Genomic DNA, 22,539 nt, shown 5'->3' on the forward strand with positions numbered 1-22,539 from the left:
ACTGGACTTCCGTCTCGCGCAAAAGCATGTCCTGCCCGACATGCTGGCCACGGGAAACCGGCCGTAACAAGGCTGGCGGTGGTCCGGCCAGAAACCAATCGAGCCAGCTGGCCCCGGAGCGGGGCGGGCGGGCGCCAGAACAGCGCCGATACCGGCAGCGGGAGCCAAGGACATGAGCATGACATTCGACATCCAGCCCGCCACCAATCCGACGTCCGAGAAGGACCGCGTCGCCAAGCTGGTGGACCCCGGCTTTGGCCGGGTCTTCACCGATCACATGGCGATCGTCCGCTACAACCAGGCCAAGGGCGGCTGGTACGAGGCGAAGATCGAGGCGCGCGCCAACTTCCAGATGGATCCGGCCGGCGCCGTCCTGCACTACGCGCAGGAGATTTTTGAAGGCCTGAAGGCCTACAAGCGCGACGACGGCGGCGTGAACCTGTTCCGTCCCGACGCCAATGCGCGGCGCTTCAGGGACTCGGCCGACCGCATGGCGATGGCGCAGCTGCCCGAGGACGTCTTCATCGAGGCGGTCGAGCAGCTCGTGCGGATCGACCGCGCCTGGATGCCGGGCGGCGAGGGCAGCCTTTACCTGCGGCCCTTCATGATCGCGAGCGAGACCTTCCTCGGCGTCAAGCCGTCGTCCGAATACATCTTCTCGGTCATCGCTTCGCCGGTCGGCTCCTATTTCAAGGGCGGTCCCGCGCCGGTCTCGATCTGGGTGTCGGAGAACTATACGCGCGCGGCCGTCGGCGGCACCGGCGCCGTCAAATGCGGCGGCAATTATGCCGCGAGCCTGCGCGCGCAAGCCGAAGCGATCCAGCATGGCTGCGACCAGGTCGTCTTCCTCGACGCGATCGAGCGCCGCTATATCGAGGAGCTCGGCGGCATGAACGTGTTCTTCGTGTTCGACGACGGGTCGCTGTCGACGCCGCCGCTCGGCACCATCCTGCCCGGCATCACCCGCGATTCCATCATCACGCTGGCCAAGGACGCCGGCAAGACCGTGCGCGAGGAGCCGTATTCGCTCGACCAGTGGCGCAAGGACGCGGCGAGCGGCAAGCTGAAGGAGGCCTTTGCCTGCGGCACCGCCGCCGTCATCTCGCCGATCGGCAAGGTGCGCTCGGTGAGCGGCGATTTCGAGATCTCGGGCGGCGCCGCCGGCCCCGTCGCCATGGGCCTGCGCAAGCAGCTCGTCGACATCCAGTACGGCCGCACCAACGATCCGCACAACTGGATCCGCAAGGTGTTTTGAGGTCTCGTGTCCCGGACGCGCAAAGCGCGAGCCGGCAACTGTTATGTTGGTCTGGTGTACAGGTACGGCTTTCGATCGCGCATGATGGCGTTGAGGACCGTCAACAGCTTCCTGGCAACGGCAATGAGAGCGAGCTTGGCAGGTTTACCGGCCTGTCGCAGTCGAGCGTAGAAGGCCTTGAATGGATCGGCCCGGCGGACCGCATTGAGAGCGGCCATGTAGAGGGCATCGCGGACGCGCTTTCGGCCCCCGACGATCTTCCGCTTGCCGCGGTAAGCGCCGCTGTCGACGTTGAAGGGAGCCAGGCCGGCGAGCGCGGCCACCTGCTTCGGTCCCACTTTTCCGAGTTCCGGCATCTGCGCGATCAGCTGCATGCAGGTTACGGGGCCCACGCCGGGAAGTGACCGCATCAACTGCGCATCATCGGAGACCTCCGGCTCAGTCTTGATCAGCGCGCTAATATCGGCCTCGATTTCGGCGATCTCATTGTCGAGGACTTCAATGAGCCGACCGATGCGATCGGCCATGGCGCGGTCCTCGGCCTCGCTGCGCCTGTTCTTCTCCTGGGCACGCATGAGAACCAGTTGATCCCGCCGTTTTGCAAGCCCCGCCAGGGCATTGCGGGCAGGATTGGCAGCCTGCTCAGCGGCAGGCTGCATGGCCCGGGCAAAGCTCGCCAGCATCCGGGCATCGATCGGGTCGGTCTTGGCGAGCTGGCCGCTGGCGCGCGCAAAGTCCCGGGCCCGGGCCGGGTTGATCCGGGCAAAGCGGATGCCGGCCTGGCTGAGCGCCTCACGAAGCTCAAGGTCATAGACGCCCGTGGCTTCAAAGACGACCAGCACATCGCATCGCCAACGCGCCGCGATCTGTGTGATGGCCTGCGGCGCGTTGGCGATGCGCTCCGGCACGCCCAGGCTCTCATCGAAGATATCGAGATATCGTTTGGAGACGTCGATTCCGACGTAACGAGGGCGTATGATCATGGTGCCTGTCCCTGTGATGCGAGGTCTGTTGGCGCAGCCTCGTGCAACTGTTCAGGTTGATAGATGGAACGGGCGGGAGACCGAGCCGGCTCACGGCGTCAAGCGCCAAGGACCCAACGGCTTCCCGCCCACTCCACCATGACAGAATTTCGATACACAGGGACCCAGAGTGCCAGTGGCTGGACCCCGGATCAGCAGCGCACCACGCCGCCAAGAGGCGCCGCGCTGCGCAGCATCCGGGGAACGCTGCTGCCGTTTAGCGCCATGAACGCCCTGCCACGATCCCGCGACAAAGTCCGGATACAACGAGCATCTCGGACATCGCGATCATGGCAACCAAACTCTCCCAACCCGTGAAATGGGTCGTTCTCGCCGCCATCACCGGCGTCTCCGTCTTCGGCATCCTGACCATCGGTCCGACGCACGAGGTCGTCGCGCACGACCGCTCGCCGATCGTCGACGTGCGCACCAGCGATCCCGAGATGAATGCGGCGATCGCGCGGGCCCGCGGCACGCTGCCGACCTTCTGGGCGTCCTACGAGGCGCCGAAGTCGTCGGAGACCGGGCACGCCTTGAAGGTGCGCTTTTCGACCCGCAAGGGCGGCGAGCACATCTGGATCGGCGAGGTGAAGAAGCAGCCCGGCGGGACCTATTCAGGCCTGTTCGCCAACGAACCGCGCGACCTGCCGGGCAAGCACGCCGGCGATAAGGTTTCGTTCGGCGAAGCCGACATCTCGGACTGGATGTTCATGCGCAACGGCAAGATCGTCGGCGGCGAAACCATCAAGCCGACGCTGAAGTCGCTGCCGAAGGCGGATGCCGATGCCCTGCGGGCGCGGATGGAGCAGCCGTAGGTTCTCTTCTTCCTTCTCCCCTTGTGGGAGAAAAGGTGGCGCGAAGCGCCGGATGAGGGGCTATCTCCGCGAATCTCATCGTGAGATTTTCTCGCGCGGATAGAGACCCCTCACCCGTCTCGCCGCTTCGCGGCGAGCCACCCTCTCCCACAAGGGGAGAGGGAAAAGGCACCAGTTGCCGCCTCGCGCCCCGGCTGGTAAACGCCGCGCATGGCCGAGAAACCCAAAAAACCCCAGAAACTGAAGGCGCGCCTGCCGCGCGGGCTCGAGGATCGCGACCCCTCAGCGATCCGGGCGACGCGCGAGATGGTCGAGAAGATCCGCGCCGTCTACGAGCTCTACGGTTTCGAGCCGGTGGAGACGCCGGCGATGGAATATACCGACGCGCTCGGCAAGTTCCTGCCCGACCAGGACCGTCCGAACGAGGGCGTGTTCTCGTTCCAGGACGACGACGAGCAGTGGATCAGCCTGCGCTACGACCTGACAGCGCCGCTCGCGCGCTACGTCGGCGAGCGCTACGGCACCGACGCGCTGGTCTTGCCCTATCGCAGCTACCGCGTCGGCTATGTCTTCCGTAACGAGAAGCCCGGCCCCGGCCGCTTCCGTCAGTTCATGCAGTTCGATGCCGACACGGTGGGATCGGCGACGCCGGCGGCGGACGCCGAGATCTGCATGATGGCGGCGGACACGATGGAGGCGCTCGGCATCGCGCGCGGCCAGTATGTGGTGAAGGTGAACAACCGAAAAGTGCTCGACGGCGTTCTGGAAGCCATCGGGCTCGCCGGCGAAGAGAACGCCGGCCGCAGGCTGACGGTGTTGCGCGCGATCGACAAGCTCGACAAGTTTTCCGCCGACGAGGTGCGCAAGCTGCTCGGTCCCGGACGATGGGACGGCGGCGAAGAAGGCAAGGGCGACTTCACCAAGGGCGCCAATCTGAGCGAAGCCGAAGCTGACGTCGTTCTCGCCATCACCAAACCGCGCGAGGATTGGAAAGAGGCGATTGCCGCCGCAGAAACCTACCTCGCCAAAAGCCAGGTCGGTCAGGCCGGCGTGAGCGAGCTGGAAGAGATTGCCAAGCTGGTGACCGCGTCGGGTTACGGTGCGGACCGCATCAAGATCGATCCCTCCGTCGTGCGTGGCCTCGAATATTACACCGGCCCGGTCTACGAGGTCGAACTGCTGCTTGAGACCAAGGACGAGAAGGGCCGCCCGGTGCGCTTTGGCTCGGTCGGCGGCGGCGGGCGATACGACGGTCTCGTCTCGCGCTTCCGCGGCGAGCCGGTGCCGGCCACCGGATTCTCGATCGGTGTGTCCAGGCTTCAAGCCGCGCTGACGCTGCTCGGCAAGCTCGACACCAAGCCGGACTTCGGCCCCGTCGTCGTCACCGTGTTCGACCGCGACCGCGTCGCCGACTACCAGAAGATGGTGGCGTCGTTGCGCAACGCCGGCATCCGGGCCGAGCTCTATCTCGGCAATCCCAAGAACATGGGCAACCAGCTCAAATATGCCGACCGTCGCAACTCGCCTTGCGTGATCATCCAGGGCTCCGACGAGAAGGCGCGCGGCGAACTGCAGATCAAGGATTTGATCGAAGGCGCCAAGGCGGCCGCCGCGATTGCGTCCAACCAGGAATGGCGCGAGAGCCGGCCGGCGCAGTTCTCGTGCAGCGAAGCCGATCTCGTTGCGAAGGTGCGCGAGGTTTTGGCCCGCCATGACGTAAAGTGGGGATAGCCATTCCGAGAGGCCGTCGTGCCCGGGCTTGTCCCGGGCAGCCACGTCTTGTTTGATGGCGACCGTCAATGGCCGGCGTCCGGCCGCAAGGGAGAGACAAATGCCTGAGATCACCGTCAGCATGGCCGAAGGCCGCACCGACGAGCAGAAGGCCGGCATGATGCGCGACATCACGCAGGCGCTGGTGAAGAATCTCGGCGTCGATGCCGATGCCGTCGTCATCCAGATCAACGAAGCCCCGCTCCGTCACAAGATGAAGGGCGGCAAGACCTTCGTGGAGCGCGCGGCGGCGGCGAAGAAGTGACGCGTTAGCGTCATTCCGGGGCGCGCGAAGCGCGAACCCGGACTCTCGTGCCGCAAACTTCTGGATTCCGGGATCGGCGCTACGCGCCGCCCCGGAATGACGAGCAAGCCCCATGGACGCACGCGATTTCATCACGATCGGCATGAGCGCCGAGCGCACGCTGGTGGTGCCGGCCGAGCGCACGGTCGGGCATTTCGTGCCCGGCATGCCCATGGTCTACGCGACGCCGATGATGATCCTGGAAATGGAGATGACGGCGGGCGATGCGATCCGCGCCGCGCTTCAGCCGGGCTGGGTCACCGTCGGGACCGAGGTCGATATCCGCCATCTCGCAGCCGCCCTCGTCGGCGCGACGGTACGGACCAATGCGAAGGTCGTCGCGGTGGAGCGCCGCGTCATCCGCTTCGAGGTCGAGGCCTTCGAGGGCACGCGCAAGCTCGGCGAGGGCCGCCACGCGCGCGGGCTGGTCAATGTCGAGATGTTCAACAAGCGGCTTGGCGCGTAGCGCTGCGGCCGGGCGCCACCTCGCTCAACCTGCCTAACGTGCCGTCGAAGAGGCATAGAACGCTTCCTGCTCCCTGCGGATGCGCACGGCAGGCAGCGTCTCGTCGATTGCCACGTCGGCCCAGGTGATGCAGGCGTCCTTGGCAACCGCTCTGGTCAATCGCACATTGTGCGCAAGTCCGAGCGGCAGATAGCCCTTAGCAAGCGACGTGCCGGCCGGCGTCAGCTTGCCAAAGACGGTGTAGCCGCCTTCTCCGTCGAGCGTATCCCCCGCGCGCAGCTCCTTCTTGGCCGTCGCGGCAACATCGGCGTTGAACGTTGTCGCGACCCCCGTCGCCTCCTTGCGCAGAGCGATCGAGGCCACCGAAATTCCAAGCTCCAGACCGATGAGGTGCCACTTCTTGTACGAGCTCATGTAACGGCCGCTCGGGTCAGTGACGACGCTGTATTCCTTGAAACAGTTGCGGATGTACTCGCTGTCGCCTTCGAAGCAGACCCAGACGCCCTTGCGGATATCGTTGGGGATCGGTTTGCCCTCGGCCGTCAGGCAGGACACGACTTCGACCTGGCCCTTGGATTCCAGCACGCCGCCCTCGGAGCGAGGGCGCATCAGCGTCGGGATGTCGTCGACCGAACCCGGCGGGAATGCGAGGCCTTGCGAGGGCGCCTCCAGCCCGGTTGCGTTCGCGATCGCGGCGGATTCGATCGCCGGCTTGGAGCCGTCGAGGAACGCGTTGAACATTTTTGGATTCATGCCGCCGTGCGCAGCTTGCTCGGCAGTGAGGCCCCAGTGATCCCAGACCGTTTCGGGGGTCGACTCCCGGTAGTGCGGTAGCCACTTGTGGCCGCGGCCCGCTGCGACGACCGGGAAACCGCAAGCCCTTGCCCAATCGACGAGGTCGCAGGCGAGCGCCGGCTGTCGCCATAGGCGAGGCTGTAGATCACCCCGGCCTGCCTCGCTCGTTGTGCGAGGATTGGTCCGCAGAATGCGTCGGCCTCGACCGTCACGTTGATGACAGGTTTGCCGGCAGAAAAGGCGCCAAGGCAGTGTTCCACCGCCGCCACGGGATTGCCGGTGCACTCGGCGATCACCTCCACGGCTTCGCACTTCACCAACGCTTCCCAGTCGTCGGTCAGAAAGGTCGTACCGTTCTTGAGGGCATCCTCAAGCGAGAGCGCGGCGAATTGCTCCGGGCGCCAGCCAACCCGGTTCAGGTTCTCGCGAGCAAGCGACGGTGACAGGTCCGCAATGCCGACGAGATGGACGCCCGGTGTGCGCAAAACCTGATGAAGGTACATTGCACCGAATTTGCCCGCTCCGATCAGTCCGATTCTGATCGGGCGCCCGCTGGCGTGTCGTTCGAGAAGTTTCGCGTACAGGTTCACGATCGCTCTCCCTTTCGGCAACAGCCGAGCTCGCTTCGCATCGGTCCGCCCAAGTCGGCCCCAAGCACTCCCTGCCTACTTCGCCAATTCCCTCGACCGCTGCGTCGCCGCGGCGATCGCGCGGATCATGAGATCGCGCAGGCCCGGTTCGCCCATCAGCACACTGAGCGCTGCCGCGGTGGTGCCGCCGGGCGAGGTGACGTTCTGGCGCAGCGTGCTCGAAGGCAGCTCCGACTGGTGCAGCAATTCGCCGGAGCCGGTGACGGTTTCGCGCGCGAGCTTGGTCGCCAGCGCCTCGGGCAGCCCGGCCTCGACGCCGGCGCGGGCGAGCTCCTCGGCGAGCAGGAACACATAGGCGGGGCCTGAGCCGGAGACGGCGGTCACCGCGTCCATCAGCCCTTCATCCTCGACCCATTCGACCGCGCCGGTGGCGCGCAGCAGCGCGTCGGCCACGGCGCGCTGCGCGGTGCTGACGTTGTTCGCTGCGACGGCTACGGTGATGCCGCGGCCGATCGCGGCCGGCGTGTTCGGCATCGCGCGCACGACGGCGCCGCCGCAGATGTCCTGGAGCGCAGCGATCGTGGTTCCCGCCATGATCGAGACCACGGAGGTCCTGTCCGAGACGAACGATTTCAGCCTCGCACCGGCCTCGCGGAACATCTGCGGCTTCACCGCGACGACCAGCGTCTCGACCCGGCCGACCGTGGCTGCGTCGGGATTGAGCGCGACGCCCCTGGTGGCAAGTGCGGTGATCTCAGGCGAGATGTGCGGATCGATCACCGCGACGCGGCGCGGGTCGAGCCCACCCGCGAGCCATCCGGTCAGCATCGCGCCGCCCATCTTGCCGGCGCCGGCGAGCAGGATGGTGCCGGTGATGTTTTGGAGTGTGCTGTTGTCTGCCACTGTGCTCACCATCAACAAAGGTGTCGTCCCTGCCTGGTGCGCAATTGCGCACGGGCGCAGGGACCCCCGCGCGAGCACTTGCTCGTCGCGTTACCACAGGCGGTTCTAGTGGATGGAGGGCAGAGCAACAAGCCGCGTGCCCAAGGATGAATCACGCGGGATGGTTCCTGGATCTGCGCTTCGCTCGTCCGGGGCGACAGCGGAGAGGAGTTGAGCCCTACGCCTCTCCGACCGTATCGAACATCGCGGCGTCCATCGCCTCGGTCGTGGACTTGCCCGCCCACACCACGAACTGGAACGCCGGGAAATAGCGCTCGCAGGCGTGGATGGCGCCGGCGAGCATGGCTTCGCATTGCGCGGTCGAGGCGGTGAGGCCGCCCGGCAGCACCAGGGCCTGGCGGTGCATCACCATGCCGGTGCTGGTCCACAGGTCGAAATGGCCGACCCATAGCTGCTCGTTGACGGCGGCGACGAGCCGCTGCACCTCGCCGCGCCGCGCGAGCGGAATCTTCATGTCGAACGCGCAGGCCAGATGCAGCGCCTCGATCTCGCCCATCCAGGTGAAGGAGAGCTGGTAGTCGGTCCATTGTCCCTTCGAGACAATCGTGAGTTCGTCTTCGCCGGAGCGTTCGAACGGCCAGTTGTTGCTGGCAGCGATGTCCTCGACCACCGCGAGCGGATGGCTTTTGGAATCGATGGTGCTTTCGAGCAGGGACATGCCGTCTCGACCTCTTGCCTTCTTGTTGTCTTTGATACGCACGCGGTTGGGCCCGGCGCGCGCTCCCTAGACGCTACCGCGATCCCTGGAGTCGCTCTCGCGATCCTCGGATCAGCGCGGGCCTTTCGCGGATCAAGTGATGTGATTTGCGGAATCTGCGCAACGGGGTCCCGAGTCCGTCCACAAGCCAGGACTCGTTCGTCCACAGCTCATCTCCGCCACAATTCTTAACGCCGGAAGTCGCTGGTCACGAGCGAGGAGAACAAATCAGAATCAAACACGCAGGGGCGCCAATCGTTAATTCCGTCCCGCGGGGCCGGACCGCCAAGAGGACCCCAACGCCGGCATGGGACCATGCGATTTGCCCATGCGGAACATACTTGCCGCGCCGCCGCGCCGGCGGCATATTTCCGGACAGGCCGTTCATTCCGGACGGCCGATGTTCTCAGGGCGGGGTGAAAGTCCCCACCGGCGGTAAGGGCCGAAAGGCCTAAGCCCGCGAGCGCCTTCCGCGAGGGGTATCCCGAACGGAAGGGTCAGCAGATTCGGTGCAACTCCGAAGCCGACGGTTAAAGTCCGGATGAAAGAGAACGGTCGGTGGCAGACGCATCGCAAGGTGCGGCTGTTTGTCGTTCCGTGTGCCCTGATTCTGGTCCTCGAGAAGGAAAGCCATGAATCAGATGTTGCAAGATCCCCAAGTCGAAGCTTCCCAAGTCGAAACTTCCCAAGTCGAAACTGAAGTCCCCCATCCGCCGGTTCCGCAAGGACCTGCGGCCGAGCACCCGCGCTTCGCCAAACCGCAGCGGGTGGCGTTCGTGCAGGCCTGCTGGCACCGCGACGTGGTCGAGGAGGCCCGCATCGCCTTCATGAAGGAGGCCGCGGCGCGGCACCTCACCCATGTCGACGTGTTCGAGGTGCCGGGCTCCTTCGAGATCCCGCTGCATGCGCAGGTCCTCGCCAAGACGCGGCGCTATACCGCGATCGTCGCGGCCGGCCTCGTCGTCGACGGCGGCATCTATCGCCACGAATTCGTCGCCGACACCGTGATCAAGGCGCTGATGGATGTGCAGCTCCGCACCGAGGTGCCGGTGTTCTCGGCCGTGCTGACGCCGCAGCAATTCCACGAGACCGAGGTGCACTACGACTTCTTCCGCAGGCACTTTGCCATCAAGGGTGTCGAGGTGGCGGCCGCCTGCGCGGAGACGCTGCTCGGCCTCGAACGCCTGCGCGGCCAGGTCGCGGCGGGGATCGTGGGGTAGGTCTGGTCAATCCGGGGCGCGCGCGGCGTGAACCCGGAATCCATTTATCGAAACGGATCGCTGCAAGATGGATTCCGGGTTCGGCGCTACGCGCCGCCCCGGAATGACGGTGTCAGTCGAACAGGCTCGACACCGACTCTTCCGCCGCCGTGCGCGCGATCGCGTCGGAGATCAGGCTGGCGATCGGCAGCGTGCGGATGTTCGGCGCCTTGGTCACCGCCTCGGTCGGCAGGATCGAGTCGGTGATCACGAGCTCCTTCAGCTTGGAGTTCGTGATGCGGGCGGCCGCGCCGCCGGAGAGCACGCCGTGGGTGATGTAGGCGTAGACGTCCTTGGCGCCCTTGGCGATCAGCGCGTCTGCCGCGTTCACCAGCGTGCCGCCGGAGTCCACGATGTCGTCGATCAGGATGCAGGTGTAGCCGGCGACGTCGCCGATCACGTTCATGACCTCGGACTCGCCCGCACGTTCACGGCGCTTGTCGACGATCGCGAGCGGGGTGTTGATGCGCTTGGCAAGGCCGCGCGCGCGCGCCACGCCGCCGACGTCAGGCGAGATCACCATCGTCTTGGAGAGGTCGAACTTGTCCTTGATGTCGCGCACCATCAGCGGCGCCGCGTAGAGGTTGTCGGTCGGGATGTCGAAGAAGCCCTGGATCTGGCCGGCGTGCAGGTCCAGCGTCATGACACGGTCGACACCGGCCTGCGTGATCAGATTGGCGACGAGCTTGGCCGAGATCGGCGTGCGCGAGCCCGATTTGCGGTCCTGCCGCGCGTAGCCGAAATAGGGCAGCACCGCGGTGATGCGGCGCGCCGAGGAACGGCGCAGCGCGTCGGTGATGATCAGCAATTCCATCAGATGGTCGTTCGCGGGGAACGAGGTCGACTGGATGATGAAGGCATCCGAGCCGCGGACGTTCTCCTGGATCTCGACGAAGATCTCCATGTCGGCGAAGCGCCGCACCACCGCCTTGGTCAGCGGCAGGTCGAGGCCTTGCGCGATCGCCTGCGCAAGAGCCGGATTGGAGTTGCCGGCGACGAGCTTGATGGAGCCGTTTTTGGCCGACATGGACGCTTCCTCCCGCGCTTTGCTGGATACGACGTTCAACATCTCAGATCCCACTGGAAGCACGGTTACAACGGGCGAGGAAATATCAGGCGGGAGGCTGCAATGGCAACCCGGGATGATACGTTTTCCCTTCGAAAATCCTGAGTCGGGCCAACGGCTTGGCCGCAACTTGAGGCCGTGGTTTAGCGGGGGTTATCGCTCGGCATAGCCGAGCGCCGAGCTCGGCATCTCGGGCGCCGGGACGTCCTTGATCACGCTCGCCACCGCCGGTCCCCGCAAGCCTGGAGCCGGGCTGGAGCCATCCGGAGTCCCGTTGATCATGTTGGAAAGTCCGCTGAATCCGGCCTGGGCGATCTTCCGCAGTACGAGGTCGTCGGCGGCGTTCCAGGGATCGCGGCCGCCCCTGGCCGAGGTCGGTTCCTCGCCGGAGAGGCGCAGCGCGCGCTGCTGGTTGGCGTCATAGACGTCCCAGACCCAGGCGATCACGGTCTTGCCGCGGACGACCTGGGCCGACAGATAGCTGCGCACGCGGTAGGCGGCCGTCCCCTCGCGGGAGACGACGGACAGGCTGCGCAGCTTGGATTCGCTGTCGAGCACGCCGACCATGCGGTCGAATACAGGCGGCGGCGGGCCGTCGATGGATTCGAAGGCGACCGTCGCGCCCGAGCCGGTGCTCGGCGCCATCGCATAGGAGTTGGCGGCGCCGCCGCCACCGCCGGCGCAGCCGCCAAGCGCGGTCGCAGCCGCCAGCAGCATGACCGCCAGCACGCGCGAACCCGCACGGCCCAGGATGAATGACGCGTCCCTCATTATGGAGGGCAGCGATATCGTTAAAATCGATTAAGGTCTAGGGCAGGGGCGACACAACTCACTGCCGTCGCGTCAATGCACCCGTCATTCCGGGTTCGATCCTGCCGACCGCCCCGGAATGACGATCGTAAAGGTTGCTCTTGTGTTCACCCTTCCAGCGCGATCGCGTGGACGTGGCGGCCGTAATCCGGCTCCTTGCGATGCACCGAGCGGCGATAGCTGAAGAAGCGCTCGTCGGCATAGGTGTCGAGACCGAGATCGTCGATCATCAGGATGCCGGCGGTGTCGAGCCGCCTGCGGATGAAGCCGGCGAGATCGAACATCGCGTGTCCCTCGCGCACCGAGGGGATGAAGAACATGGCGTTGTCCGCATCCGCCTCGATGAAGCGCGCCACGAACTCGTTGCCGACCTCGTAACTGTCCTGGCGGATCAAGGGGCCGATCGCGGCGATGATGCCGCCGCGCGTGGCGCCGAGCTTCTCCATCGCGGTGATCGTCGCCTCCAGCACGCCGGTGAGCGCGCCCTTCCAGCCGGCATGCGCGCCACCGATCACGCGCGCATTGGGATCGACGAACAGCACCGGTCCGCAATCGGCGGTGGAAACGCCGAGCGCAATGCCGGGCGTTTTCGTCACGAGCGCATCGCCCTTCGGTCGCGGTCCGCTCGGCCATGGTGTCTCGGCCACGAGCACGTCGGGCGAGTGGATCTGGTGCAGGCTGATGAAGCGGTCCGCGGCGACGCCGACATGCTCGGCCATGCGGCGGCGGTTCTCTGCGACCAGGTCCTGATCGTCGTTGGAGCCGAGCCCGCCGTTCAGCGCGGCGTAGATGCCGCTTGAGACGCCGCCTTCACGGGTGAAGAAGGCATGGCGCAGGCCGGGCACCGCGGCGAGCAGCGAGGAAGTGACCGTCATCAATCGTCTCCGGCCTGTTCGAGATCGCTCAGGCCGGCAATGCCCGTCAGCCGCGGCTCGGAGATGCCGAGCACCTTGAACATCGAGCCCATGCCGCTGCGCCCGGTGTCCGTCAGGCGCTTGAGCGCGATCGAAATGTCGGTGCCCACTTCCGGTGTTGCCTTCTGCATCAGGGCGGCGGCCCTCGTATCGATGCCGATCCGCTTCAGGAAGTCGCCTTGCGTCACCGGTCCGTGCACGCGGGCGCCGACATCCTCGGCCGCGCGCGCCAGCGCCTGGAAGTCGACATGGGCGGTGACGTCGGCCAGGCCCGGCGCCTTCAGGGGATCGGCGAAGGTGTGGCGTGCAATCGCCTGGAAGGTGTCGCCGGCATCGCTGCGCAAATGGCCGTAGTCGATGATCAGGGCCGCGCCGTCCTGGTCGCGCACGCGCGTGGCGAGCTTCATGATCTCGCCGTCGGGCCGCCATTCGAACACGGCGCCGACAGGCGCGGCGCGCACCAGGGGCGGCAGCAGCACGTCGAAGCGCGGCGTCGGCTCCGGCGCCGCGCCGAATTGAAGCTTTCCGTTGGGATCGATCTCGATCACGCGCTCGTGCCAGCCGTTCTCGAGGCGGACCATCTGGTGGATCGGCAGCACGTCGAAATATTCGTTGGCGAGGATGATGCTCGGTCCCTCAGGCACGTCGTCGATGCTGTCGTGCCAGGTGATGTTGCGCACGGCGGACAGCGTCGCACCCTGCCGCTCGCGCAGCACGGGATTGACCTCGACCATGTGGATGTGGAGCGCCTGGTAGAGCGGCGGCAGCACGCGCAGTGCACGCAGCGCATCCGCCATCATGGTGCCGCGGCCGGGGCCGAGCTCGATCAGCCGCAAGAATTGCGGCGAGCCCATCTGCTTCCACACCGAGGCCGTCCACAGGCCCAAGAGCTCGCCGAACATCTGGCTGACCTCGGGCGCGGTGGTGAAGTCGCCCTCACGTCCGAGCGGATCGCGCGAGAGGTAATAGCCATAGCGCGGATGCATCAGGCACAGTTCCATGTAGCGCCAGACCGGCATGGGGCCCGAGGCTTTGATCAGTGCCTTGATCTCGTTGAGTAAGGGCTGGTCGGTCACGGCCATCTTCTCGAAATGAATTAACGAATAGCCTCAATGGGCTTCGGCGCACCGCGCCTGACTGCCAATACAATAAGGACGAGGCCGACGATAAGCATCGGGATCGACAGCAGCATGCCCATGGTTAATCCGCCCCAGAGGAAGCCGAGCTGGGCGTCGGGTTCGCGGAAATGCTCGCCGATGATCCGGGTCAGGCCGTAGATCAGGATGAAGCTGCCGAGGATCATGCCGGGCCGCTTCAGCGCGCCAAGGCGGATCATGATCGCAAGCACCGTGAACAGCAGGATGCCTTCCATGCCGGCCTCGTAGAGCTGGCTCGGATGTCGCGGCAACTGGGTCGGATCGTTGGGAAAGATCATCGCCCAGGGCAGGCTCGCATCGGTGGCGCGGCCCCACAGCTCGCCGTTGATGAAATTGGCGAGCCGCCCGAGCAGCAGCCCGACCGGGGCGACAGCAGTCGTGATATCGCCGAGCGACAGGATCGGAATCTTGTTGCGGTAGGCGAACCACATCACCGCGACGACGCAGCCGAGGAAGCCGCCATGGAAGGACATGCCGCCCTCCCACAATCTGAAGATCGCCGCGGGATGGTCGATGAAGAAGGGAAGGTTGTAGAACAGCACGTAGCCGGTGCGGCCTCCGAGAATGATGCCGAGCGTGACCCAGAGGATGAAGTCGTCGACCTGGAGCAGCGAGATCGGCGCGGGGCCGCCCCACAGGCGTTCGTTCTTCAGCAGCGAACGCGCATAGAGCCAGCCGAACACGATGCCGCAGATATAGGCGAGCGCATACCAGCGGATCGCGAACGGACCAATCTCGAGCGCGATCGGCTTGAAGGCGGGGAAGTCGATGAGCAAAAAGGGCATCGCGCCTTCTATACCTAGACGAGATTGCGGCGATAGAGCGCCAGCAGACGCTCCCAATGCCGCTCTGCAGCGTCGCGGTCATAGACCGGGCGCTTGGGGAAGGCGAAGCCGTGATGCGTGCCGGGATAGATCTCGACCTCGGCTTTCGCGCCTCTCATGCCCTCTTTGACCTTCTCGATGATCTCCGGCGGCGCATAGACGTCGGTCTCCGCGCAGCCGAAATAGAGTTCGGCCTTGGTCTTGCTTGCGGCGAGATGCGGGCTGTCGTCCTGATCGGTTGCGAGCTGCACGCCGTAGATCGAGGCGGCCGCTTTGACATTCGCAGGGAAATGCGTCGCGGCGTTGATGGCGTAGCGGCCGCTCATGCAGTAGCCGACGGTGCCGACCAGCTTGGTGTTCGCTTCCGCCTGGCCCTCGGCATAGGTGAGCAGCGCTCGCGTGTCGTCCATAATCATGGGAATCGTGAGCGAGCCCATCAGCTGGAACATGCGCTTTCGCTCCGGCGCGTTCGGGTCGGCCGGCAGCGCACCGAGCTCCATCACGCCGGAGCGGTAGTACAGGTTCGGCAGCATCACGTAATAGCCGGACGTCGCGAGCCGGCGTGCCATGTCGCGCAGCTCTTCGCGGATCGCCGGCGCATCCATGTAGAACAGGATGACCGGAAACGGCCCGCCGCGTTCGGGATGGCTGATGAAGGTTGCGGTGTGGCCGTCCTTGGTGGGGATCGCGATCTGCTGGTCGATCATCTGTTTGATCTTTTACTTGCGCCTTGTGATTCTTCTTATGCAGGGACGTCGAATACGATTGCAAGGAAACCGGGTCATGACAAGGATACCGCCGATGGGCACTTGAACGGCCTCGCGCGGATTGCCATTGTCTTTCCGAGCGTTCGCGTGAAGTTTATCTGAGCTGCCAGGAGGCCGAAATGACCCAGACCAACAACCGGTTTTTCGACGAGATCGGCCGCCTGATGAACGATGCCGCAGGCGCCGCCCAGGGCGTCAAGCGCGAGTTCGACACGGTGATGCGGACCCAAGCCGAGAAATTCCTGCGCGACATGGATCTGGTCAAGCGCGAGGAGTTCGAGGCGGTCAAGGACATGGCGCGCCTGGCGCGTGAGGAGAACGAGGCGCTGAAGGCACGCATCGCGGCGCTGGAGGCGAAGCTGGGGGGCGCGCCGACGTCCTGACCGGCGTCGTTCCGGGGCGGTCCGCAGGACCGAACCCGGAACCTCGAGATTCTCAGGTGCGCAATTGCGCACCATTGTTCGGCCGCTGCCGCGATCGCCCCGGAATGACGGCAGATCCGGGACCTTCCGCCAGCCCATTCTCCTTGTCATTTCCGCATCTTCCGGGTAAAAGCCCGCCAAGTTCGTGGCCCCCGCACCCCTGGAGGCTTGCTGCGAGCTATGCCATGGGCCGCGCTGCGGCCCATTAACTTTTGCAAAAACAAGGACTTAACGACATGGCGACGACCGTCAAGGAATTGAAGGCGACCGCACGTCCGAAGAGCGGCAAGGGGGCCGCCCGGGCTGAGCGTCGCGCCGGGCGCGTGCCCGGAGTGATCTATGGCAACAACCAGCCCCCCGTCACGATCTCGATCGAAGATCGCGAACTGCGCCAGCGCATCCTCGCCGGCCGGTTCCTGACCACGCTGGTGGACATCGATCTCGAGGGCAAGAAGCACCGCGTGATTCCGCGCGACTATCACCTCGATCCGGTCAAGGACTTCCCGATCCATGTCGACTTCATGCGGCTCGGCGAAGGCGCCACCATCCGCATCAGCGTGCCGCTGCATGTCGTGAAGGCGGAAACCTCCCCGGGCGTGAAGCGCGGCGGTACCGTCAACATCGTCGCCCACGCGATCGAGCTCGAATGCGGCGTCGAGAGCATTCCGCAGTACATCGAGGCCGATGTCGGCGCGCTGGAAATCGGTCACTCGCTGCATCTGGCGGACGTCAAGCTGCCGGCCGGCGTGAAGGCGCTGACCCGCGAGGACGCGACCCTCGTCACCATCGTGCCGCCGTCCGGCTACGCCGAAGAGCAGAAGGCCGCGGCTGCGGCTGCTGCTCCTGGCGCTGCTGCGGCTGCTCCGGCGGCTGGCGCTGCGGCTCCGGCTGCGGGTGCTGCTGCACCGGCTGCTGCTGCCAAGGCTCCCGCCGGCGGCGACAAGAAGAAGTAATCTCTCGAAAGAGCCGGCGCGCGGTCCCTGATCGCGCGCTGGCTGAGGGGCGCGCCGCGTCATGCGACTCTTTGTTGGGCTCGGCAATCCCGGCGCGAAATACGCACGTCACCGGCACAATATCGGCTTCATGGCGGTCGACGAGATCGCGCGCCGTCACAGCTTTGCGCCGTGGCGCCGCCGCTTTCAGGGCGAGACCTCGGAAGGCACGCTCGGCACGGAGCGCGTGATCCTGCTCAAGCCGACGACCTACATGAACGAGTCCGGCCGCGCCGTGCAGGAAGCTGCAAGCTTCTTCAAGATCGCGCCTGGCGACGTCACCGTGTTCCATGACGAACTCGAGCTGCCGCCGGGCAAGGTGCGGGTGAAGATCGGCGGCGGCATCGCCGGCCACAACGGCCTGCGCTCGATCTCGGCGCATATCGGCAACGATTATCGCCGTGTACGCCTCGGCATCGGTCATCCCGGCGTCAAGGAATTGGTGCACGGCCACGTGCTGTCGGACTTCGCCAAGGCCGACAATGACTGGGTGGCGACGCTGTGCGAGGCGGTGGCCGAGCACGCAGGCCTGGTCGCCAAGGGCACGGACGCGACCTTCGCCAACCGGGTGCATCTTGCGATGCAGGCGAAGGGATTTTTGACCAAGGACGACAACGGCAAGGAATAACGCTCGTGGGATTCAAATGCGGGATTGTCGGGTTGCCCAATGTCGGCAAGTCGACCTTGTTCAATGCGCTGACCGAGACGGCCGCGGCGCAGGCCGCGAACTATCCGTTCTGCACCATCGAGCCGAATGTCGGCGAGGTCGCCGTGCCTGATCCCAGGCTCGACAAGCTCGCGGCGATCGCCAAGTCGGGCCAGATCATTCCGACCCGGCTGACCTTCGTCGACATCGCGGGCCTCGTGCGCGGCGCCTCCAAAGGCGAAGGCCTCGGCAACCAATTCCTGGCCAACATCCGCGAGGTCGATGCCATCGCGCATGTGGTGCGCTGCTTCGAGGATTCCGACATCACCCATGTCGAGGGCAAGATCGCCCCGCTCGCCGACATCGAGACCATCGAGACCGAGCTGATGCTCGCCGATCTCGACAGCCTCGAGAAGCGCGTCGACAACCTCACCAAGAAGGCCAAGGGCAACGACAAGGACGCCAAGGAGCAACTCGACCTCGTCAACCGCACCTTGGTGCTGCTGCGCGAGGGCAAGCCCGCACGTCTCGTCGAGCGCAAGGCGGAGGAGGAACGTGCTTTCGGGATGCTCGGCCTGCTGTCGTCCAAGCCCGTGCTCTATGTCTGCAACGTCGAGGAAGGCTCGGCCGCCACAGGCAATTCGTTCTCGAAAGCCGTGCAGGACCAGGCCGCCAAGGAAGGCGCGGTCGCCGTCGTCATCTCCGCCAAGATCGAATCCGAGATCGCAACGATCTCGCGTGACGAGCGTGCCGACTTCCTGGAGACGCTGGGTCTGGAGGAAGCCGGCCTCGATCGCCTGATCCGCGCCGGCTACACGCTGCTCGACCTCATCACCTATTTCACGGTCGGCCCGAAGGAAGCGCGCGCCTGGACCATCCATCGCGGCACCAAGGCCCCGGGCGCGGCGGGTGTGATCCACACCGACTTCGAGAAGGGCTTTATCCGCGCCGAGACCATTGCCTATGAGGATTACGTCGCGCTCGGCGGCGAAGCCGGCGCCCGCGATGCCGGCAAGCTCCGGCTCGAAGGCAAGGAATACGTCGTCGCCGACGGCGACGTGATGCATTTCAGGTTCAATACGTAAGAGGCGCTCTCGTGCCCCGGACGCATCGCAGCGCTTCTTCAGCGGTGCGCTGCAGAGCCGGGCCCGAGGAGCCTTGATTGCGGATGCATGGGTCCCGGCTCTGCGTCGCGTCATTTCATGCCGCGCCGCGTCCGGAACACGAGAGCCTCAACGCATCCCGCCGCCCTGGTCGCGGATCGCGCCGAGATGCTCGTTGATGCGGAAGACGATCAGGATCAGCTCGGCGACGATGCGCGAGAACACGATGCCGACGACGACGCTCGCGATCGACGACAGCAGCACCAGGAAGCCGCCGAACGGGCTGATCGCCATCGCAGCCAGGCCGGAGAAGATGCCGGAGAGACCGAACAGGCAGATCAGCGCGATCACCAGCCAATAGAAGGTCTTGATGATCGTCGGCGTGATGAAGCGGTCCCACTGAAACAGGTCGCTGAATGAAAACATTGCTCTCCCCAGGGCATTGGGCCTTGGTAAATGGATCTCGGTCCTCGGTCGATCCGACTCGGATCAACGCCGCCACCCGGTATGTAGCACGAGCCATGCGGGCCGGCGGGTTGAGATTGCCGCAAAGTGCGGCCACAATCTGTCATTCCCGCAAAGCTTTCCCGAGATGACCCTGACCTTCGAAGATTTCCCGCCCGGCCGGTTCGGCACGTTCGGCCCGCGCCACGTCACCCGCGACGAGATTTTGGCCTTTGCCGCCGAGTTCGATCCGCAGCCCATGCATCTGGACGAGGAGGCCGCCAGCAAAAGCATGCTGCGCGGCCTGTCCGGCTCGGGCTGGCACCTCTGCTCGCTGATGATGCGGATGATGGCCGACGGTTTCATTACCCGCGCCGCATCGCTGGGATCTCCCGGCGTCGACGAGGTGCGCTGGCTGTCGCCGCTGCGGCCCGGCGACGATCTCACGCTCGAGGTCGACGTGCTGGAGGCGCGCACGTCCAAGAGCCGCCCCGAGCTCGGCATCGTCAAGTTCAAATGCACCGCGCGCAACGCCAAGGGTGAGGCGCTCGCCGAGATGACCTCGCCGATCCTGATCAAGCGGCGCGAGGGAGCGGCCTGATGCGGTTCTTCGACGACATCGAGATCGGTCAGCGCCGCGAGATCGGCACCTATACGTTCACGGCCGAAGCCATCAAGACATTCGCCGCCAAGTTCGATCCGCAGCGTTTTCATCTCGACGAGGAGGAGGGCAAGAACTCGCTGTTCGGCGGGCTCGCCGCGTCGGGCTGGCATGTCGGTTCGGCCTGCATGAGCCTGCTTGTCGCTGACGGCCAGCGTCTGGCGCGCGAGGCCGCCTCGCGCGGCGAGGAGGTCGCGGTGTGGGGCCCATCGCCGGGCTTTCGCGACCTGCGCTGGATCAGGCCGGTGCTCGCCGGCGATACCGTCGGTTACGTCAATGTCGTGATCGACAAGCGCACGTCTGCCTCGCGCCCCGGCTGGGGCATCCTCACCGCCCGCACCACCGGCACCAACCAGCGCGGTGAGGACGTCTATTCCATCACGGCCTCGGCCTTCGTGCCGATGCGTGCGAAGAGCGCTTAGACCTGTTCCAAGATGAACGGTCCAAATCCGTGGGCGAGTGTTGCCCGCGCGCTATGGACGCGATTCCGGGCGGCTGCCATAAGCCTGCGCAACATGGTTACCGCGAAGCAGTTTGGCGGAACCACTCAGGTGCTAACTAATTATGAACCTGTCGCTGTCTATTTGAAACGAATTGGGCAGACGACAGGGGACGAGAACCATGGCTGATCGCGGCGCACTCAAGTTTGTTGGATTTATCTTCGCGACCGCGACGCTGGCCGTCATGCTGGTCGCCGGCATGGTGGTGAAGGGCTACGCCGATGGCGCCTACACCCTGGAAGCCTCGGCCGTCGACGCGAGCCGGTAAGAGTTCGTTAAGTTTTCGCGGCCGGCATCCGGCCGCCGCACTCAGCGGCTATAGACGAACGCCAATATGGCGATCGCAACCGCCAGCAGCCCGACAAAGCGCAGCATGATCGTGCCGAATTGATTCGGCGCGGGCCGCAACGGGATCGGGTCCGTGGTGTCGGGCCGAATGCTTTCCATGTGAAATGTCCCCCAGGCCCGGCCGAAGAGGCCATGGCGCCTGGCATTGGTCGCCAGGGAAGGGATGGGGGTTCAAAGGTGAACGCTCGTGTCCCGGACGCGCTGCAGCGTGCAACGCTGCTGCGCAGAGGCGGGACCCATCTCGCCGCTCATGCGCCGGACCATGGGCCCCGGCTCTGCGGCGCGTCACTACGTGCCGCACCGCGTCCGGGGCACGAGACCGCCAGAATCAAGACCGCCGCGCTCCTTGCGGAACGCGGCGGTTCGGTGATGCTGGGTCGGCGTGGTCAGCTGTTGCGCAGGCCGTCGGCGGCGCGCTTCCACTGCGCGACATTGTCGGCGATCATGCGGGTAGACTTCATCGCGGCCTGGCTGAGCTGGGCATAGCCGGAGATCTCGCGCTGGACGCGCTGGCCTTCGGCATGGAGCAGATCGCGCAGGCTCTCGAGCTCGGAGATCAGGTTCTCGATCTCGGCGAGCGAGGTGCCGGCGACGCGCTGGATCAGCGAGTTGACGTTGTTGACGGTGGCTTCCGCGCTCGGGTCGAGCGGCGGTGCGTCGGTGGTGGTCGACGCCGGACGGCGCAGATAGGCGATGTCGTTGCGAACGAAGTCGCGGATGCCGGCCTCGACTTCCGTCACGGCGGCGAGGTTGGTGTCGACCGTCTCGGTCTCGGTGCCTTCGATCTTTTCCGGGCGCATGGCGTTCATCGTTGTTCCCCTGTTCGCGTTGAGTGCAGCGCGAGTGTCCCCCGCACGACGAATTCGGTCAGCCCGACTAGGGCGTCGGAATTTGACCGCAACTTGGCCGAGATACGGCAAGGGCGGACGATTCGGGGGCTTTGCCGTGGCGTATGGTTAGGAGAGTGTGAACGCCGCAATGCGCCTTCGGGACGCGGGAGGGCGCCGAGGTCGCTACCAGCTCTTCTTGAATCCAGCCGACACGCTCTTGTTGATCGCGCCTTGCGAGGTCTCGCCGACCGAGCCGGAGACGGTGACGTTGTCGAACAGCTTTTGCTCGGCGCCGACCTTGCGCAGCCATTTGTCGTCGGTGGTCGACAGCGTCTGGCCGGCGGTGATGCTGGTGCCGGTGTCGGTGAGGGTGACCTTGGCGGACTGGTCGGTTTCGTAATTGCGGGTGACGTGGCCGCCGATGCCGGGCACCGCGCTGGTGCCCTGCTGGTTGACGCTGTAGCCGTTCTGCAGCGTCAGCGAGGTGTCGCCCGACAATGGCACCGATTTGGTCAGCGAGGCCCCGAGCTTGCTCTGTTCCGAGGCGGGATTGACGCGGGCTTCCACCGCGGTCTTGTCCCAGATCACACCCGCGCCGGGCGCGGTTGCCGTCGCCCAGGCGCTGCCCGAGGATTGCGGCAGGCTGCCGCCGTTGGTGGCCTTCTGTGCCAGCAGCTCGGACATGGTTCGCGGCTCGCTGGTCTCCGTCATGTCCGCGCCGATCCGCGTATCCCAGAACGAGAACACGGACTGCTTCACCGTCACCGCCGACGAGCCGTTGGCATTGGCATTCGACGACCAGTCCAGCCCGTCCTTGGCAGCGGCCTGGGCGCGCTTCTTGGCGGCCATGGGGTCGATGCCGGTGCCGGCATCGACCGCCAGCTGGCTCCAGTCGAGCTTGTCGACGTCGATGCCTTTGAGCACGTCGGGGTCGTTGACGTCGGGGGCCTCCGCAACGGCCTCGGTCTCGGCCTCGTCGTCAGGCGCGGCCGCGGGGGGTGAGAAGGGCGGAATGATCTGCGCCGAGACTGTCAGCACCGAGCCCAGAATGAACGCGGCCGCCAGCACTGGCAGCCGGGTCCAGCCGAAACCTGTCGAGAATTCCATCGTCCTGCCCGC

The 22,539-nt window shown here is 65.5% G+C and carries 26 protein-coding genes, 1 pseudogene and 1 riboswitch; of the genes and pseudogenes, 13 read left to right on the plus strand and 14 right to left on the minus strand.

Features of this window, described 5'->3' with window-relative positions; translation table 11 throughout:
- Positions 1 to 172 precede the first annotated feature (172 nt).
- Positions 173 to 1,255 carry a branched-chain amino acid aminotransferase gene (locus ML401_RS05800; protein WP_285810558.1) on the plus strand — a complete coding sequence of 361 codons (1,083 nt, stop codon included), beginning with the start codon at positions 173 to 175 and terminating at the stop codon, positions 1,253 to 1,255.
- A gap of 41 nt (positions 1,256 to 1,296) precedes the next feature.
- Here ML401_RS05800 and ML401_RS05805 read toward each other — a convergent pair whose 3' ends face one another.
- Entirely contained in the window at positions 1,297 to 2,163 is an 867-nt protein-coding gene (locus ML401_RS05805) for an IS110 family transposase (protein ID WP_376717324.1), read from the minus strand.
- 404 nt (positions 2,164 to 2,567) lie between these two features.
- Between ML401_RS05805 and ML401_RS05810 the strand changes: the two genes are divergently transcribed.
- The 4 genes from ML401_RS05810 to ML401_RS05825 all read left to right on the plus strand — a co-directional run bounded on the left by ML401_RS05810 (position 2,568) and on the right by ML401_RS05825 (position 5,632).
- The gene (locus ML401_RS05810) at positions 2,568 to 3,092 is read left to right on the plus strand and encodes a YegJ family protein (protein WP_285810560.1); all 525 of its coding nucleotides are present in this window, start codon (positions 2,568 to 2,570) and stop codon (positions 3,090 to 3,092) included.
- A 210-nt stretch (positions 3,093 to 3,302) separates the two neighbouring features.
- The gene (gene hisS, locus ML401_RS05815) at positions 3,303 to 4,823 is read left to right on the plus strand and encodes a histidine--tRNA ligase (protein ID WP_285810562.1); all 1,521 of its coding nucleotides are present in this window, start codon (positions 3,303 to 3,305) and stop codon (positions 4,821 to 4,823) included.
- Positions 4,824 to 4,878: 55 nt separating this feature from the next.
- Complete coding sequence (locus tag ML401_RS05820) at positions 4,879 to 5,127, plus strand: 4-oxalocrotonate tautomerase family protein (protein ID WP_259215989.1); 249 nt, start codon at positions 4,879 to 4,881, stop codon at positions 5,125 to 5,127.
- 112 nt (positions 5,128 to 5,239) lie between these two features.
- A complete protein-coding gene (locus tag ML401_RS05825) occupies positions 5,240 to 5,632 on the plus strand; it encodes a thioesterase family protein (protein ID WP_212067993.1) in 393 nt (130 codons plus the stop codon).
- Between the two features lie 33 nt (positions 5,633 to 5,665).
- On the opposite strand, the pseudogene ML401_RS05830 reads toward ML401_RS05825, so the two are convergent.
- The 3 genes and pseudogenes from ML401_RS05830 to ML401_RS05840 all read right to left on the minus strand — a co-directional run bounded on the left by ML401_RS05830 (position 5,666) and on the right by ML401_RS05840 (position 8,638).
- Positions 5,666 to 7,017: pseudogene (locus tag ML401_RS05830) on the minus strand (NAD(P)H-dependent oxidoreductase).
- Positions 7,018 to 7,092: 75 nt separating this feature from the next.
- Positions 7,093 to 7,932 carry a pyrroline-5-carboxylate reductase gene (proC, locus tag ML401_RS05835; RefSeq protein WP_212068120.1) on the minus strand — a complete coding sequence of 280 codons (840 nt, stop codon included), beginning with the start codon at positions 7,930 to 7,932 and terminating at the stop codon, positions 7,093 to 7,095.
- Between the two features lie 205 nt (positions 7,933 to 8,137).
- The gene (locus tag ML401_RS05840; RefSeq protein WP_194406097.1) at positions 8,138 to 8,638 is read right to left on the minus strand and encodes a YbjN domain-containing protein; all 501 of its coding nucleotides are present in this window, start codon (positions 8,636 to 8,638) and stop codon (positions 8,138 to 8,140) included.
- A gap of 437 nt (positions 8,639 to 9,075) precedes the next feature.
- A riboswitch (FMN riboswitch) is annotated at positions 9,076 to 9,234 on the plus strand.
- Positions 9,235 to 9,309: 75 nt separating this feature from the next.
- On the opposite strand from ML401_RS05840, the gene ML401_RS05845 reads away from it, so the two are divergent.
- Positions 9,310 to 9,897: a 6,7-dimethyl-8-ribityllumazine synthase gene (locus tag ML401_RS05845; RefSeq protein ID WP_211418487.1), complete on the plus strand. Its 588-nt coding sequence runs from the start codon at positions 9,310 to 9,312 to the stop codon at positions 9,895 to 9,897.
- Between the two features lie 112 nt (positions 9,898 to 10,009).
- Here ML401_RS05845 and ML401_RS05850 read toward each other — a convergent pair whose 3' ends face one another.
- From ML401_RS05850 to ML401_RS05875, 6 genes are all read right to left on the minus strand, one after another.
- Entirely contained in the window at positions 10,010 to 10,963 is a 954-nt protein-coding gene (locus ML401_RS05850) for a ribose-phosphate pyrophosphokinase (RefSeq protein ID WP_194406099.1), read from the minus strand.
- Between the two features lie 192 nt (positions 10,964 to 11,155).
- Positions 11,156 to 11,773, minus strand: coding sequence for a hypothetical protein (locus tag ML401_RS05855; protein WP_212067995.1), 618 nt, complete (start codon positions 11,771 to 11,773; stop codon positions 11,156 to 11,158).
- A 146-nt stretch (positions 11,774 to 11,919) separates the two neighbouring features.
- Positions 11,920 to 12,687, minus strand: coding sequence for a peptidoglycan editing factor PgeF (gene pgeF, locus ML401_RS05860; RefSeq protein ID WP_285810568.1), 768 nt, complete (start codon positions 12,685 to 12,687; stop codon positions 11,920 to 11,922).
- A complete protein-coding gene (locus ML401_RS05865; protein ID WP_194406102.1) occupies positions 12,687 to 13,802 on the minus strand; it encodes a class I SAM-dependent methyltransferase in 1,116 nt (371 codons plus the stop codon). Before ML401_RS05865 ends, pgeF begins: the two co-directional genes overlap by 1 nt.
- Positions 13,803 to 13,822: 20 nt before the next feature.
- Entirely contained in the window at positions 13,823 to 14,668 is an 846-nt protein-coding gene (lgt, locus tag ML401_RS05870) for a prolipoprotein diacylglyceryl transferase (RefSeq protein ID WP_194406103.1), read from the minus strand.
- Positions 14,669 to 14,682: 14 nt separating this feature from the next.
- Positions 14,683 to 15,414 (minus strand): dienelactone hydrolase family protein, encoded by a 732-nt coding sequence (locus tag ML401_RS05875; RefSeq protein WP_285810570.1) that lies wholly within the window; start codon positions 15,412 to 15,414, stop codon positions 14,683 to 14,685.
- A 179-nt stretch (positions 15,415 to 15,593) separates the two neighbouring features.
- Here ML401_RS05875 and ML401_RS05880 point away from each other — a divergent pair, with 179 nt between their 5' ends.
- From ML401_RS05880 to ychF, 4 genes are all read left to right on the plus strand, one after another.
- A complete protein-coding gene (locus ML401_RS05880) occupies positions 15,594 to 15,857 on the plus strand; it encodes an accessory factor UbiK family protein (protein WP_211418482.1) in 264 nt (87 codons plus the stop codon).
- A 275-nt stretch (positions 15,858 to 16,132) separates the two neighbouring features.
- A complete protein-coding gene (locus ML401_RS05885; RefSeq protein WP_194406106.1) occupies positions 16,133 to 16,849 on the plus strand; it encodes a 50S ribosomal protein L25/general stress protein Ctc in 717 nt (238 codons plus the stop codon).
- A gap of 61 nt (positions 16,850 to 16,910) precedes the next feature.
- Positions 16,911 to 17,516, plus strand: a complete 606-nt coding sequence (pth, locus tag ML401_RS05890; protein WP_259216039.1) for an aminoacyl-tRNA hydrolase — start codon at positions 16,911 to 16,913, stop codon at positions 17,514 to 17,516.
- A gap of 5 nt (positions 17,517 to 17,521) precedes the next feature.
- Positions 17,522 to 18,619: a redox-regulated ATPase YchF gene (gene ychF, locus ML401_RS05895; RefSeq protein ID WP_211418480.1), complete on the plus strand. Its 1,098-nt coding sequence runs from the start codon at positions 17,522 to 17,524 to the stop codon at positions 18,617 to 18,619.
- A gap of 147 nt (positions 18,620 to 18,766) precedes the next feature.
- On the opposite strand, the gene ML401_RS05900 is transcribed toward ychF, so the two are convergent.
- The gene (locus tag ML401_RS05900; protein WP_018648333.1) at positions 18,767 to 19,063 is read right to left on the minus strand and encodes a DUF4282 domain-containing protein; all 297 of its coding nucleotides are present in this window, start codon (positions 19,061 to 19,063) and stop codon (positions 18,767 to 18,769) included.
- Between the two features lie 166 nt (positions 19,064 to 19,229).
- On the opposite strand from ML401_RS05900, the gene ML401_RS05905 reads away from it, so the two are divergent.
- From ML401_RS05905 to ML401_RS05915, 3 genes are all read left to right on the plus strand, one after another.
- Positions 19,230 to 19,682, plus strand: coding sequence for a MaoC family dehydratase (locus tag ML401_RS05905; RefSeq protein WP_211418479.1), 453 nt, complete (start codon positions 19,230 to 19,232; stop codon positions 19,680 to 19,682).
- On the plus strand, positions 19,682 to 20,164 hold the full coding sequence (locus tag ML401_RS05910; protein WP_194406110.1) for a MaoC family dehydratase: 483 nt from the start codon (positions 19,682 to 19,684) through the stop codon (positions 20,162 to 20,164). Before ML401_RS05905 ends, ML401_RS05910 begins: the two co-directional genes overlap by 1 nt.
- A gap of 199 nt (positions 20,165 to 20,363) precedes the next feature.
- Positions 20,364 to 20,510 (plus strand): hypothetical protein, encoded by a 147-nt coding sequence (locus ML401_RS05915; protein WP_018318322.1) that lies wholly within the window; start codon positions 20,364 to 20,366, stop codon positions 20,508 to 20,510.
- 41 nt (positions 20,511 to 20,551) lie between these two features.
- Here the strand turns inward: ML401_RS05915 and ML401_RS05920 are convergent, their stop codons facing one another.
- The 3 genes from ML401_RS05920 to ML401_RS05930 form a co-directional block, all read right to left on the minus strand.
- On the minus strand, positions 20,552 to 20,689 hold the full coding sequence (locus ML401_RS05920) for a hypothetical protein (RefSeq protein WP_007614812.1): 138 nt from the start codon (positions 20,687 to 20,689) through the stop codon (positions 20,552 to 20,554).
- A gap of 287 nt (positions 20,690 to 20,976) precedes the next feature.
- Positions 20,977 to 21,399 carry a hypothetical protein gene (locus tag ML401_RS05925; protein WP_194406111.1) on the minus strand — a complete coding sequence of 141 codons (423 nt, stop codon included), beginning with the start codon at positions 21,397 to 21,399 and terminating at the stop codon, positions 20,977 to 20,979.
- Positions 21,400 to 21,603: 204 nt separating this feature from the next.
- On the minus strand, positions 21,604 to 22,527 hold the full coding sequence (locus ML401_RS05930; RefSeq protein WP_285810590.1) for a hypothetical protein: 924 nt from the start codon (positions 22,525 to 22,527) through the stop codon (positions 21,604 to 21,606).
- Positions 22,528 to 22,539 lie beyond the last annotated feature (12 nt).

Source organism: Bradyrhizobium sp. 62B, from assembly GCF_030272265.2.
Lineage (GTDB): Bacteria > Pseudomonadota > Alphaproteobacteria > Rhizobiales > Xanthobacteraceae > Bradyrhizobium.

Bases quoted from the DNA above. Each gene is read 5' to 3' on its own strand.
- ML401_RS05880 (WP_211418482.1), top strand. From the start codon at position 15,594: ATGACCCAGACCAACAACCGGTTTTTCGACGAGATCGGCCGCCTGATG.
- ML401_RS05850 (WP_194406099.1), bottom strand. From the start codon at position 10,963: ATGTCGGCCAAAAACGGCTCCATCAAGCTCGTCGCCGGCAACTCCAAT.
- proC (WP_212068120.1), bottom strand. From the start codon at position 7,932: ATGGTGAGCACAGTGGCAGACAACAGCACACTCCAAAACATCACCGGC.
- ML401_RS05825 (WP_212067993.1), top strand. From the start codon at position 5,240: ATGGACGCACGCGATTTCATCACGATCGGCATGAGCGCCGAGCGCACG.
- ML401_RS05845 (WP_211418487.1), top strand. From the start codon at position 9,310: ATGAATCAGATGTTGCAAGATCCCCAAGTCGAAGCTTCCCAAGTCGAA.
- lgt (WP_194406103.1), bottom strand. From the start codon at position 14,668: ATGCCCTTTTTGCTCATCGACTTCCCCGCCTTCAAGCCGATCGCGCTC.
- ML401_RS05915 (WP_018318322.1), top strand. From the start codon at position 20,364: ATGGCTGATCGCGGCGCACTCAAGTTTGTTGGATTTATCTTCGCGACC.
- ML401_RS05875 (WP_285810570.1), bottom strand. From the start codon at position 15,414: ATGATCGACCAGCAGATCGCGATCCCCACCAAGGACGGCCACACCGCA.
- ML401_RS05810 (WP_285810560.1), top strand. From the start codon at position 2,568: ATGGCAACCAAACTCTCCCAACCCGTGAAATGGGTCGTTCTCGCCGCC.
- ML401_RS05905 (WP_211418479.1), top strand. From the start codon at position 19,230: ATGACCCTGACCTTCGAAGATTTCCCGCCCGGCCGGTTCGGCACGTTC.
- ML401_RS05840 (WP_194406097.1), bottom strand. From the start codon at position 8,638: ATGTCCCTGCTCGAAAGCACCATCGATTCCAAAAGCCATCCGCTCGCG.
- ML401_RS05885 (WP_194406106.1), top strand. From the start codon at position 16,133: ATGGCGACGACCGTCAAGGAATTGAAGGCGACCGCACGTCCGAAGAGC.
- pth (WP_259216039.1), top strand. From the start codon at position 16,911: ATGCGACTCTTTGTTGGGCTCGGCAATCCCGGCGCGAAATACGCACGT.
- pgeF (WP_285810568.1), bottom strand. From the start codon at position 12,687: ATGACGGTCACTTCCTCGCTGCTCGCCGCGGTGCCCGGCCTGCGCCAT.
- ML401_RS05930 (WP_285810590.1), bottom strand. From the start codon at position 22,527: ATGGAATTCTCGACAGGTTTCGGCTGGACCCGGCTGCCAGTGCTGGCG.
- ML401_RS05910 (WP_194406110.1), top strand. From the start codon at position 19,682: ATGCGGTTCTTCGACGACATCGAGATCGGTCAGCGCCGCGAGATCGGC.
- ML401_RS05900 (WP_018648333.1), bottom strand. From the start codon at position 19,063: ATGTTTTCATTCAGCGACCTGTTTCAGTGGGACCGCTTCATCACGCCG.
- ML401_RS05925 (WP_194406111.1), bottom strand. From the start codon at position 21,399: ATGAACGCCATGCGCCCGGAAAAGATCGAAGGCACCGAGACCGAGACG.
- ML401_RS05800 (WP_285810558.1), top strand. From the start codon at position 173: ATGAGCATGACATTCGACATCCAGCCCGCCACCAATCCGACGTCCGAG.
- ML401_RS05920 (WP_007614812.1), bottom strand. From the start codon at position 20,689: ATGGAAAGCATTCGGCCCGACACCACGGACCCGATCCCGTTGCGGCCC.
- hisS (WP_285810562.1), top strand. From the start codon at position 3,303: ATGGCCGAGAAACCCAAAAAACCCCAGAAACTGAAGGCGCGCCTGCCG.
- ML401_RS05855 (WP_212067995.1), bottom strand. From the start codon at position 11,773: ATGAGGGACGCGTCATTCATCCTGGGCCGTGCGGGTTCGCGCGTGCTG.
- ML401_RS05820 (WP_259215989.1), top strand. From the start codon at position 4,879: ATGGCGACCGTCAATGGCCGGCGTCCGGCCGCAAGGGAGAGACAAATG.